Source organism: Ewingella sp. C233 (genome assembly GCF_055407225.1).
The window spans coordinates 513,274-525,356 of sequence record NZ_JBUZRI010000002.1; the positions used below are offsets into that span (position 1 = coordinate 513,274).

The window sequence follows — 12,083 nt, forward strand, 5'->3', positions numbered from 1 at the left end:
ACACCCTCAGATGAAGAAGCAGGAAATCAGATAGAACAAACAGCAATACAGTGCTGTGTTAAATAACGCCGGATGCCAGACAAAGTCATAAATCCCGGTAGGTTGTAATAACCGTCGCAGCAGGAAAAACACTACCAGCGCCAGCAGGATTTCAAAAAACACCGGAGGAAACGACAATCCGAAAATCACCATTACCGGAAGCAAACTCATGCATAATTCCTTAATTAAGCGCAGCGGGAAACTGCCCCTCGCTACATCCGCGCATTATTCATTATTTTAGACAATACCGCCTCTTTCTGAGAGCCAGAATTTAGTAAAGAGACCATGGATTTGCCAGGGAAGTGTGCGAAGGTAAGCAGAGATACCGCCAGTCAATGCCGAACCTGAGATTTTTCACCCAGGGCGGTATATTAGCGTGCTTATTATCAAGTTATCAACATTCTGTGATCACAATCACTTTTAAGCCAGAGTTAACAATGGACCGATTAAAACGCATGTCGATTTACGCTCAGGTGGTGGAAAGCGGCTCTTTTACCGCAGCCGCCCGTCGCCTAGATATGAGCGTTTCCGCCATCAGCCAGACGATATCGAAACTGGAAAATGAGTTACAAGTCAAACTGTTAAACCGCAGCACCCGCAGTCTTGGGTTGACGGAAGCTGGCAAAATTTATTATCAGGGTTGCCTGAAAATGCTGCAGGACGTGCGCGAAGTGCATGAGCAATTATATGCCTTCAACAACACGCCCACCGGCACATTGCGCATCGGCAGCTCATCAACAATGGCACAAAACGTATTAGCCGCGATGACCGCTGAGATGCTCGTGGAATATCCGGGGTTGAAAGTTAACCTGGTTACCGGTATTCCCGCACCGGATCTGATTGCCGATGGCCTCGACGTGGTGATCCGCGTTGGTGCGCTTCAGGATTCCAGTTTGTTCTCCAAACGGCTGGGCTCGATGCCAATGGTCGTCTGCGCGGCGCGCAGCTATCTGAGCCAGCACGGCACACCGGAGAAACCGGCCGATATGGTTAACTTCTCATGGCTTGAATATAGTGTACGGCCCGACAGCGATTTTGAGTTAATCGCCCCCGAAGGTATTACCACACGTATTTCGCCTCAGGGACGTTTCGTCACTAATGACGCGCAAACCATGATCCGCTGGCTAAAGGCCGGAGTGGGCATCGCTTATGTGCCGCTAATGTGGATCATTGATGAAATTCATGCCGGCAACGTAGAGATTCTGTTCAGTAACTATCAGTCTGACCCGCGCCCGGTCTACGCGCTGTATACCGAAAAAGACAAAATGCCGCTGAAAGTGCAGGTTTGCATTAACTATCTGACCGAGTATTTCAAACAAGTGGGCAAGGTGTATCAGGGATACCGGCAGGGAAAGACGGGGCAGAACGCGTCGAAATAAAAACGGGAACCCGAAGGTTCCCGCTATAACCGCATAGAAAGTCGCAATTACGCGCTGCCACCCACGGTAATATTGTCGAGTTTCAGCGTCGGCTGGCCGACACCGACCGGCAGGCTCTGGCCTTCTTTACCGCAAACGCCAACGCCTTTATCCAGCGCGAGGTCGTTACCGACCATAGAGATCTGCTGCATGGCTTCAATACCGGAACCAATCAGCGTCGCGCCTTTCACCGGTTTGGTGATACGACCTTTTTCGATCAGATACGCTTCTGTGGTTGAGAAGACGAATTTGCCGGAGGTGATGTCCACCTGCCCACCGCCAAAGTTCGGCGCATACAGACCGTATTCTACGCTGCTGATAATTTCTTCCGGAGTGGATTTCCCCGCCAGCATGTAGGTGTTGGTCATGCGCGGCATCGGCAGGTGCGCATAAGATTCACGGCGGCCGTTGCCGGTTGGCGGAACGCCCATCAGACGCGCATTCAGTTTGTCCTGCATATAACCTTTCAGCACACCGTTTTCGATCAGCACATTGTACTGGCCAGGGACGCCTTCATCGTCAATCGCCAGCGATCCGCGACGTCCGGGCATAGTACCGTCATCGACCACGGTGCAAAGCTCGGACGCCACTAACTGGCCCATCTGACCGCTGAACATTGAGGTGCCGCGACGGTTAAAATCGCCTTCCAGACCGTGACCGACCGCTTCATGTAGCAGCACGCCTGGCCAGCCCGCGCCCAGCACGACGGGCATTCCACCCGCCGGGGCTGCGACGGCATTCAGATTAAGCAACGCCATGCGAACGGCATCACGCGCGTAAGCTTCGGCACGTACTTCGCCATCCACGGTTTCTAGGAAGTAGTCGTAACCAAAACGACCGCCGCCGCCGCTGGAGCCACGCTCACGGCGGCCATCATCTTCCACCAGCACGCTCACCGACAACCTTACCAGCGGGCGGATATCCGCTGCCAGCGTGCCGTCAGTGGCGGCTACCAGTACACTTTCATACACGCCGGTGATGCTGGCGCTAACTTCCTGAACTCGCTTGTCAGCAGCGCGCGCCACACGATCAACGCGGTGCAGCAGGTCAATTTTGGCTTCACGCGACAGACTTTGCAGCGGATCGAGGATTGGATAGAGAGACTGATAAGCAATTTCGCCCAAGGTGTGGACTTTGCCATTACCCTGCTCACGCACAATACTGCGCGCCGCAGCGGCACTTTGATTCAGGGCATTCAGGGTGATTTGGTCGGCATAAGCAAAACCCGTTTTCTCACCGCTGACGGCACGCACGCCCACGCCCTGATCGATATTGTAAGAGCCATCTTTGATGATGCTGTCTTCAATCACCCAGGCTTCGTGGAAACTGGATTGAAAAAAGAGATCGGCATAGTCGAGACGGCGTTCAGCCAGCTGACCTAACACTGCAAACAGGTCTTGATGACTCAGATTATTGGCGGTTAGTAACCGCTCACTGACTAAGGCCAGACTCATAGATTTTTCACTCTCTTTGGGGATGAATTAACCCGACCGGAAGATAACTCATTCACAGCCAGACCATGCCATCGTAACACGGGTTATAGGTAGCCTAACACAGCTGCGCAATTAGGGAGCAGCGGCCGCAGCAGGCTCCTTCGCAGGTCTTGGCTGGCGCAGAACCTCATTAATTCTTGGTTCGGCGATAGTGCCGTCGATGTGATAACGGATCAGTGAAATTTTATTCCATAACGGCGCCAGTACTTTACTGGCTGCAAAGACCGCTGCTCCGACAATCGGGTTGATGACAAACGCCGTCGCGACGCCCACGGTGGCTGAAATTTCAGGCGCGATCACCGCTTCCAGATTCAGACGCTGATTCACCAGATCCACACTGCCCGACATGGCAATATCCGCCGCCAGGCCGTCAACCAGCAGGTCATCGGTATGAACGACGCCATCTTTAATCCACGCCGTGGATTTGATCGAGTCAAAATAGAAGCCTTTGCCGAAGGTGTCGCTGAAGTCCAGTTGCAGTTTGCGCATCAGAGCGTCGAAGCTCACCAGACGCAACAGCTGCCCGGCACGTCCACCGCCGAGGTTAACAATTTCACCTTTGCCGAGATCGGTTTTCATCGTGCCATTAAATGTTTTCAGATCTGGCTTCCACGGCACGGATTTCCAGTGCAGATCAAAATCGATATTAAATGGCGCACCGCGCAGCGGCGTAGTCACACCGAAGAACGACGTAGCAGCTTCAATATCCTTGCCGGAGAGTTTGCCTTTCAGACCGGTACTTTCTCCGGGGCCGTTCTGCTTCCAGTCGCCCTGCACATCTAGACGCACAACACCGGTGTCGATAAGTCCGTTGCGCAGCGACAGCTGATCGCCGTCTGGCGTGATGTCCGCATTGACGCGGCGGAAGCTCTGCCCGAGGAACCAGCAGGCCTCGCAACGCAGCTGTAATGCAGGCCATCCGGAGAAGGAGATCTTGTTTTCAGTAAAAGGATTCTGCGAGGATTTACCGCCGCTGGCCGCGTCAGCGACGCTCCACTGCGGGTTGAAATAAAGGTAATGAATATCAGCTTTCCACGGGCCACGATCATTCATCATGAGTGTCCCGTCGATCTCTTTTCCCTTCGCCATCACGCTCATCCCGTTGTCGGTCTGAGTCGAGCGAATCAGGAGGTCGTTCCAGACCTGGCCGCCCAGCGTCAATTGCGGCGTAGTCAGAGAGATCTCATGCGGGAAGCTGAACGCTGGTGCGCTCTCTTTGCCTGACCCTTTACTGTTGCCGCTGGTTGCGCCATCGGGTGATATCAGGGCCAGCCAGCTTTCGCCATCGAGTGCAGGTAGATTTAGCGTCAGGCTGCTGGTCTGCGGCAGTGGCGGCGTCTTCGAGGTATTCATCTGCCACGCTGCGCGATCGAGTTTCAATTGCTTGCCCAACAGCCAGCGGCTGTTAAAGCGGTCCTTTCCGTCCAGAACGCCGGTAAGATCGAAACTTTTCAGCCCGCCCTTCACGTTGACATTCAGCGGCAAATTGCGACCAGCTTTTTTATCCAGCGGGCTAGGTAAGTGACTGCTCACATTCTTCAGATCGGTACTAACGGTTACGCTGTAATTCGGTTCGCCTTTGTGCGGCAGGGAGATATTTACCGTGCCTTTCCATGGTGCACTGCCGCTGATTTTGCTGGCGGCGACGGCAGGTATACCGGTGATTTTGGCCAGTTGCCAGTCGCCTGCTAAGCCGACGTTAATGGTGTAATCGTCGGGCAGTTCATGGGTGTTGAACTGCGTCGTCAGCGGCTGACCGAACCAGCTGCCAGTGAGCTGATTGCTTTGCAAATTGCCGTTGTCATAGCTGAACTGGCCGCTGAGGTGTTCGATAGTACTGTTCAGTGGTTTGATAAACAGGCTGTTATTGTTGAGGCTGACGCCGCCCGTGGCACGCACCATCTGGCCGTCAAGAGGAATGTCCAGATGTAAGCGACCACTCACATCGCCGCCAATCTGTAGCTCTTCAAGGGCCGCGCCCAGAGAGCCTTTTAACGGAGTATCCATAAAGTAGGCGCCAATGTCTTTGCCCGCCCCTTTGATCTCCGAATCAATGATCAGTTTTTCATTCAGATAGTCCGGAATATTAGCGACGACGTTATTGCCATCGACTTTACCCAATTTGGTATGGGCCGCTTTCATAAACAGGCCATCATTGAGAAAGTCGAGGTCAATATCCAGATTGGTCAGTGCCGGCCACTCCGGCTCGAACTGGAATGTCGAATGACGCAGCGGCACCCAGACTTGGAATTGCCCTTCGTTCTTTTTGAACGGGAAATCGTGCGGATTACCGTTAAACGTCAGCGTGGCGTTGTCCACCTGCCCGCCCTGAATCGCTCCGGAGAGGTAATCCACCAAATGTTTGCCCATCAGGGTTTCCGGGAAGTAGCGCCACGCCTGACCGGCGTCATACAGACGGATACCCGTCAGGATGTTCAGCCATGGCTGACCCTTAGCAGGCTGGTCATAGTGGAAATCGCCGTGCGCCCACAGCGCGTTGGCTTTGACATCTACGTCTTTGGCCCAAAGTCCCCACCCATCCTGGTTGTAGCTCCAGTTGAATGTCCCCTGCGCAGAACTCACTTCAAGCGGCGCACGGAACATTTCACCGTACGGCAGCTCGCTGTCTTGCAAATTCACCGTCAACTGCCCGCGCTGCACGCTGCCTTTTAATGCGCCGCTGAAATGGTTGATGCCCGGCAGCAATTTCCAGCGCTGCCAGGTGACATCGTGCCATGTGGCATCAAATCGGGTGTGATCGGGCTGTTTGAGCGGAATATCGAGCGCCAGCGTATCAACCATTCCTTTCGGTTGCAGATCCTGCCAGCGTTCAAGCAGTTCCGGCGTCAGAAAGGAGAAGGTCGGAATAATCGGCCCGAGGCGTTCAAGCTGCAGCTGTGTGCCGCGCAGACGGAGTTCATCTCCCTGCGATGCCCCGAGGAACCCGGTATTTTCGGGTAAATAAAGCGCACTCAGGGTGCCTTTAGGCCACGCCTGTCCGTCTGTTTTCAGGTTGATTTGTTGGGTGCTGACCTGCCAGCCGTTGCCCTGACGGTTACCGTGAAGCGTCATGTTATCAACATCCAGCCGGTGCTCCTGGCCTTCACTTCTCCAGGTCGCCGCCCCTTTTTTCACCCAGGCATCACCGGCATAAATATCGCCATCGCGTACCGTCAGCCAGGCCGCCAGGCTGAAGTCCGCACTTTCCAGACCGGTGTTGCTGCGTAACCAGCGGCTGAACCACGGCTTCATGTCGATATCGTCAGCCTGCAGGTATATTTTGCCGTTATTGAGCAGGCCGTTGTTGTCGTTAAGATCCATACGCAACTGCACGACGCCGTGCTGGCCGTTAAAACTCGACAGGCTGACGAAGCCCTCAGCGCGATGGCGGTTGTGAGTGTTCAGCCAGGTCAATTGGGGAATAGAGATGTCGGCTCGCGAACCGGAAGGCGTCAGGAAAGAAATATGGCTGTCACGCAGATCGAAATGGTCAACCTGCTTGAGGAAAATATCGCTAATGCGGTTGGCTTCGAAGCCTTTGCTGTCCTGAGAATTTCCGCCAAACGTGGCGTTGGTATCCAGATCAAGGTTGTAGAAGGTCAGGTCGCGGAACTGCCAACGGAAATGCAGCAGGGACTGCCAGACGTCGAGCGCCAGCGTCACGCGCTCCACTTTAACGGAGGAGTCAGACAGGCTCACGCTGAGTTTTTTCAGCTCCAGCGTCGGCCCGTAGGTTTGCCAGCTGCCGCTGATTTGATCCAAGGTGATAGGCACGCCGGTAACCGACTGCACCTTATCAACCAACTGCTCCTGAAAGCGATGGAGTTGAGGTAAAGCCAGACGCAAACCACTGATCGCCAGCGCAACGATCACGACAATCGTTGCGCACGTGGTTAACACTATTCCGGGCAGTCGCCTCACACACCTCTCCTTGTCTTCCATTCTGCGCGGTTTTTTACCTGCTCAGACTGCAATGGAAATCACTCCCGCTACTGTTTCACACCCTACCCGCGAAGCAGTAACCGGCATTACATCATCACCACGTCGAACTGTTCCTGGTTGTACAACGGCTCAACCTGAACTTTAACCTGTTTACCGACGAAGATTTCCACTTCGGCCAGCGCGTGTGACTCTTCACTTTTCAACGCTTCACCCACAGCGGCAGAGGCATATACCAGGAAACGGTCAGCGTCATAGGCGTGATGAACCCGCACGATTTCGCGGAGTATTTCGTAGCAGACGGTTTCGACCGTTTTCACCGTGCCACGACCGTGACAGGTCGGGCAATCACTGCACAGCACATGCTCAACGCTTTCGCGGGTGCGTTTACGCGTCATTTCCACCAAGCCCAGCGCAGAGAAACCGTGAATACCGGTTTTCACGCGGTCTTTGGACAGCGCCTGCTCGAGCGAGTGCAACACGCGGCGGCGGTGCTCTTCATTGGACATATCAATAAAGTCGATGATGATGATGCCGCCAAGGTTACGCAAACGCAGCTGGCGCGCGATGGCCTGAGTGGCTTCGGTATTGGTATTGAAGATAGTCTCTTCAAGATTACGATGACCGACGAACGCACCGGTGTTGATATCCACGGTGGTCATGGCTTCAGTCTGATCGATAATCAGATAACCGCCTGACTTGAGTTCGACTTTACGTTCCAGCGCACGCTGGATTTCGTTCTCAACATCAAACAGGTCAAAAATAGGCTGCTTGCCGCTGTAGTGTTCAAGCTTGGCGGTCATTTCCGGAATGTACTCACTGGTGAACTCCACCAGCAATTCATAGGTCAGACGCGAGTCAACACGAATACGGTCCAGTGCTTCGCCTGCAAAATCGCGCAGCACGCGGTGCGCCAGTGCCAGTTCGCCATACAGCTTGCACTTAGTTTTATTGCGACGTTTGCGTTCCATAACTTTGGTCCACAAACGTTTGAGGAATGCTGCGTCTTGTTTCAGCTCTTCTTCGCCAACGCCCTCAGCGGCGGTACGGATAATGTAGCCGCCGTGCTCATCACAATATTCCGAGACGATTTTTTTCAGGCGTTCGCGTTCCGCTTCGCTTTCGATACGTTGGGAAACGCCCACGTGCGACGCACCCGGCATGAAAACCAGATAACGCGAAGGCAGCGTGATGTCAGTGGTCAGGCGCGCGCCTTTGGTGCCGAGCGGATCTTTCACCACCTGCACCATCAGATCCTGGCCCTGATGCACCAGCTCGACGATGTCTCGCACGTTGAAGTTTTTCTGCTCATCACGGGCCACGCATTCGGTGTGTGGCATGATGTCTGAGGCGTGTAAAAAGGCCGCTTTCTCTAAGCCAATATCTACAAAGGCCGCCTGCATACCGGGAAGTACCCGGCTAACGCGCCCTTTGTAAATATTGCCTGCAATACCGCGCTTGGCTTCACGCTCGATGTGGATCTCTTGCAAAATGCCACCGTCAATGTAAGCCACCCGGGTTTCCGACGGGGTAACATTGACCAGTAATTCAGCTGTCATGCTTTCTCCTAAGCTCGCGTAATGCAACAAAGTCACCGTACAACTCCTGAGTTTCCACCAGAGGAAGCCCCATGACTGCATAGTAACTGCCGCGAATTTCACGGACGAAACAACCGCCCTTTCCCTGAATTCCGTATGCGCCCGCTTTATCCATGGGCTCTCCGCTCAGAATATAGTGCTGAATATCCTCCGCGGATAGTGAGCGGAAGGTGACATCAGTCACAACCAGCGTACTGCGATAAGTATTTCGGTCTGCCAGGGCTACCGCGGTCATCACTTGATGCTGACGACCGGAGAGCGAAGCAAGCATTTGAGCTGCTTCGGTTTCATCACGCGGCTTCTCAAGCACTTTGCCATCAAGGACCACAATGGTATCTGCACCCAGCACAGGGAGATCCTGCGGTGCCACTTTCACACCGGCCTGCGCTTTATCACAGGCGAGCCGCACGACGTAATCGGCAGGCGCTTCGCCTGGCTGCTGTTCTTCTGCAACATCCGTCACCAGACGCTCAAACGCATATTCAAGAACAGCCAATAACTCACGACGACGTGGAGAACCGGAAGCCAGATAAAGTGCGGTCATCATTTCCTCATTGAACAGCAAACTGACGGCGGATTTTACGCATCAGCAGGAAAAGCCATGGCCACAGAATCCCGTCTACCACGCTGCTCCAGAAAACTTCAGGGCGGAACGAAACGTTAACCACCAAAAACTCGGCCCAGAAAACCATCACATCCACAGCAAGCGAGATCAGCATGACAATTAATGCCTGCTGCCAGAGCGCCATATTGCGGAAAAGCTGGAATTTAAACGCCACCAGATACGCGGTCATCGCCAGCGCCAACGCGCGTACACCCAGTGTAGAACCCAGGATAAGATCCATCACGAATCCAACGATAAAACCTGACCCCACGTTAACCCGGTGCGGCAGCGCCATCACCCAGTAAATCAGGATCAGCATCAGCCACGAGGGGCGAAACATGTAGATCTCTTGGGGCCATGGCATCACCTGCAATAACATGGCTATCAGAAAGGATAGCCAAATTATCCAACGCCCGTGGCTCCGGTAGCGATTCATTGCGTGCTCCCGGCAGCAGGCCGTGGCGACACAGGCGTAGTGACGGTTCCCGTAGCAGGTTGCGGCACCGGTGCAGGTGGGCCCATGTCACCCGGAGGTGGCAGAACCTGCGGCATCATTTGCATCAGGCGTTCGTTGGCAACGCGATGAACTTCATCAGGTGGCAGCGGCTTATCCCCGTTGCGGTCCGAACCCCACAGCAGCAACAGATAACGTAAACGTTGCAGACCGGCCGTCGGACGCGCCTGAATCACCGTGTAGGCACGCTGGTTATCGACTTTCACCGAGGAGACCACCGCAACCGGATACCCTTCAGGGAAGCGACCACCCAGACCGGAGGTGACCAACACATCACCTACGCGAATATCAGTGTTGCTTGGCAAATGTTCTAGCTGGAGATCGTCGGTGCAGCCGCTACCGGCGGCAATGACGCGGATGTCGTTACGCAAGACCTGAATCGGCAAGGCATGTGAGGCATCGCAAATCAGCAAGACGCGGCTGGTCAGGGCACCCACGGCGACCACCTGACCCACAACGCCTTTATCACTGATCACCGGCTGGCCAACATAGACACCGTTCTGGTTCCCCTTGTCGATAACCACCTGATCACTGTAAGGGTCATTGCTGGTCGAGAGCACTTGCGCCACCATCTTGTGCTCATCCTGACGCAGCGGTGAACCAAGGAGTTCACGTAAACGGGCGTTTTCCTGCTTGAATTGACCCAGCAGCATCAGATCGCTGTTTTTAAGTAGCAGTTCCTGACGCAATGCACGGTTTTCGAGTTCAAGGGACTGGCGGGTCGCAAACGTCGTGGAGACCTGATCCAAGAATTCACGCGGGGCATTCGACAAAAAATAGAAAGGGCTGACGGCAGTGTCCATATAGGTACGGATCTTAACGAACGCACCTATTTTACTGTCGGCAAAAATCAGGACGATGGCCGTGAGAATAGCCAAAAAAAGTCGCAGCTGCAGGGAAGGCCCCCTGCTAAAAATCGGCTTCATAAAATATGCGAGTTCCTCGGCAACAAAAGGTATCAGCCAATCGAAGTGAAAGATAACCCTGACAGGAAAGCAGCAAGCGAATGAGGTCGTGCACACCCTGACTGAATAATTACTTATCCAGTCAGTTCAGTGCTCGACCCCAATTTGACACTGCATACTTTCACGCAGCAGGTTTCACCAGACTGACAGCTACCTTTGCGGGCAAGACCAATCTTCGCTAAATAGAGTCTTTGCTATAACGAGCTTCGCTGAAACTCTAACGTTTTCGCTCAGACTACTCTTCGCTGAATAAGTCGCCGCCGTGCATGTCGATCATTTCCAACGCTTTACCACCGCCGCGGGCAACGCAGGTCAGCGGATCTTCTGCAACGATCACCGGAATACCGGTCTCTTCCATCAACAGGCGATCGAGGTTACGCAGCAATGCGCCACCGCCGGTCAGAACCATACCGCGCTCAGAGATATCAGAAGCGAGTTCTGGTGGACACTGTTCCAGAGCAACCATCACCGCGCTAACGATGCCGGTAAGAGGCTCTTGCAGCGCTTCCAGAATTTCGTTGGAATTCAGGGTAAAGCCACGTGGGACGCCTTCAGCCAGGTTACGGCCACGCACTTCGATCTCGTGGACTTCATCACCTGGATAAGCAGAACCGATACCGTGCTTGATACGTTCAGCCGTAGCCTCACCAATCAGTGAACCATAGTTACGGCGCACATAATTAATGATGGCTTCGTCGAAGCGGTCACCACCAATACGTACAGAAGAAGAGTAGACCACGCCGTTGAGCGAGATAACCGCCACTTCTGTAGTACCACCGCCGATATCTACAACCATGGAACCTGTTGCTTCGGAAACAGGTAAACCTGCACCGATCGCCGCAGCCATTGGTTCTTCAATCAGGAACACTTCACGGGCACCCGCACCTTGTGCAGATTCACGGATGGCGCGACGTTCTACTTGCGTAGCGCCGACCGGCACGCAGACTAGCACGCGCGGACTTGGGCGCATGAAGCTGTTGCTGTGAACCTGTTTGATGAAGTGCTGCAGCATTTTTTCGGTCACGAAGAAGTCAGCGATAACGCCGTCTTTCATCGGGCGAATAGCCGCGATATTGCCGGGAGTACGACCCAACATCTGTTTAGCATCATGGCCGACAGCCGCAACGCTTTTAGGTGAACCAGCACGATCCTGACGAATAGCCACAACTGATGGCTCATTCAGCACGATGCCTTGTCCTTTTACATAGATGAGGGTATTGGCGGTACCCAGGTCGATGGACAAGTCGTTGGAAAACATGCCACGAAATTTCTTAAACATAACGAAAGGATAATCCTGCTAGCTGGGGGCGGAAAATAAAATCCGCCTACTTTACCAACCACGCGAAGCAGCGACAAGGCGTAAAAACGTCCTGCTTCGGTGAAATTGTCCACGATGTCGGCGACTTAACCTGCAGTTACTCTGACTGCAAAACATGCTGCATTCAATTTCCGAATCCCAGACTCAGATATTTTGATTGCAGATCTTTTGCAGGAATAAACAAAAGCACCAACA

General features: G+C 53.8%; 9 protein-coding genes. 1 reads left to right on the top strand and 8 read right to left on the bottom strand.

What is annotated here, in order from left to right; genetic code table 11:
• Window positions 1–6: 6 nt before the first annotated feature.
• Complete coding sequence (gene aaeX, locus ACZRKO_RS14795) at window positions 7–210, bottom strand: p-hydroxybenzoic acid efflux pump operon protein AaeX (protein ID WP_463737999.1); 204 nt, start codon at window positions 208–210, stop codon at window positions 7–9.
• Window positions 211–476: 266 nt separating this feature from the next.
• Here aaeX and aaeR point away from each other — a divergent pair, with 266 nt between their 5' ends.
• Window positions 477–1,418, top strand: coding sequence for an HTH-type transcriptional activator AaeR (aaeR, locus tag ACZRKO_RS14800; protein ID WP_463738000.1), 942 nt, complete (start codon window positions 477–479; stop codon window positions 1,416–1,418).
• Window positions 1,419–1,465: 47 nt separating this feature from the next.
• On the opposite strand, the gene tldD is transcribed toward aaeR, so the two are convergent.
• The 7 genes from tldD to mreB all read right to left on the bottom strand — a co-directional run bounded on the left by tldD (window position 1,466) and on the right by mreB (window position 11,849).
• Window positions 1,466–2,911: a metalloprotease TldD gene (gene tldD, locus ACZRKO_RS14805; protein WP_463738001.1), complete on the bottom strand. Its 1,446-nt coding sequence runs from the start codon at window positions 2,909–2,911 to the stop codon at window positions 1,466–1,468.
• A 111-nt stretch (window positions 2,912–3,022) separates the two neighbouring features.
• Window positions 3,023–6,871, bottom strand: coding sequence for an AsmA2 domain-containing protein YhdP (gene yhdP, locus ACZRKO_RS14810; RefSeq protein ID WP_463738002.1), 3,849 nt, complete (start codon window positions 6,869–6,871; stop codon window positions 3,023–3,025).
• Window positions 6,872–6,978: 107 nt separating this feature from the next.
• Window positions 6,979–8,448: a ribonuclease G gene (rng, locus tag ACZRKO_RS14815; protein WP_463738003.1), complete on the bottom strand. Its 1,470-nt coding sequence runs from the start codon at window positions 8,446–8,448 to the stop codon at window positions 6,979–6,981.
• Window positions 8,438–9,031 (bottom strand): Maf family protein, encoded by a 594-nt coding sequence (locus ACZRKO_RS14820; protein WP_463738112.1) that lies wholly within the window; start codon window positions 9,029–9,031, stop codon window positions 8,438–8,440. The genes rng and ACZRKO_RS14820 overlap by 11 nt, the downstream gene beginning before the upstream one ends.
• A gap of 7 nt (window positions 9,032–9,038) precedes the next feature.
• Window positions 9,039–9,527, bottom strand: a complete 489-nt coding sequence (gene mreD, locus ACZRKO_RS14825; RefSeq protein WP_463738004.1) for a rod shape-determining protein MreD — start codon at window positions 9,525–9,527, stop codon at window positions 9,039–9,041.
• Complete coding sequence (gene mreC / locus ACZRKO_RS14830; RefSeq protein WP_463738005.1) at window positions 9,524–10,531, bottom strand: rod shape-determining protein MreC; 1,008 nt, start codon at window positions 10,529–10,531, stop codon at window positions 9,524–9,526. Before mreC ends, mreD begins: the two co-directional genes overlap by 4 nt.
• Window positions 10,532–10,805: 274 nt before the next feature.
• Window positions 10,806–11,849, bottom strand: a complete 1,044-nt coding sequence (gene mreB, locus ACZRKO_RS14835; protein WP_463738006.1) for a rod shape-determining protein MreB — start codon at window positions 11,847–11,849, stop codon at window positions 10,806–10,808.
• Window positions 11,850–12,083: the final 234 nt, after the last annotated feature.

Coding starts and splice junctions, on each gene's coding strand:
- aaeX (WP_463737999.1), bottom strand. CDS start 210: ATGAGTTTGCTTCCGGTAATGGTGATTTTCGGATTGTCGTTTCCTCCG.
- aaeR (WP_463738000.1), top strand. CDS start 477: ATGGACCGATTAAAACGCATGTCGATTTACGCTCAGGTGGTGGAAAGC.
- tldD (WP_463738001.1), bottom strand. CDS start 2,911: ATGAGTCTGGCCTTAGTCAGTGAGCGGTTACTAACCGCCAATAATCTG.
- rng (WP_463738003.1), bottom strand. CDS start 8,448: ATGACAGCTGAATTACTGGTCAATGTTACCCCGTCGGAAACCCGGGTG.
- ACZRKO_RS14820 (WP_463738112.1), bottom strand. CDS start 9,031: ATGACCGCACTTTATCTGGCTTCCGGTTCTCCACGTCGTCGTGAGTTA.
- mreD (WP_463738004.1), bottom strand. CDS start 9,527: ATGAATCGCTACCGGAGCCACGGGCGTTGGATAATTTGGCTATCCTTT.
- mreC (WP_463738005.1), bottom strand. CDS start 10,531: ATGAAGCCGATTTTTAGCAGGGGGCCTTCCCTGCAGCTGCGACTTTTT.
- mreB (WP_463738006.1), bottom strand. CDS start 11,849: ATGTTTAAGAAATTTCGTGGCATGTTTTCCAACGACTTGTCCATCGAC.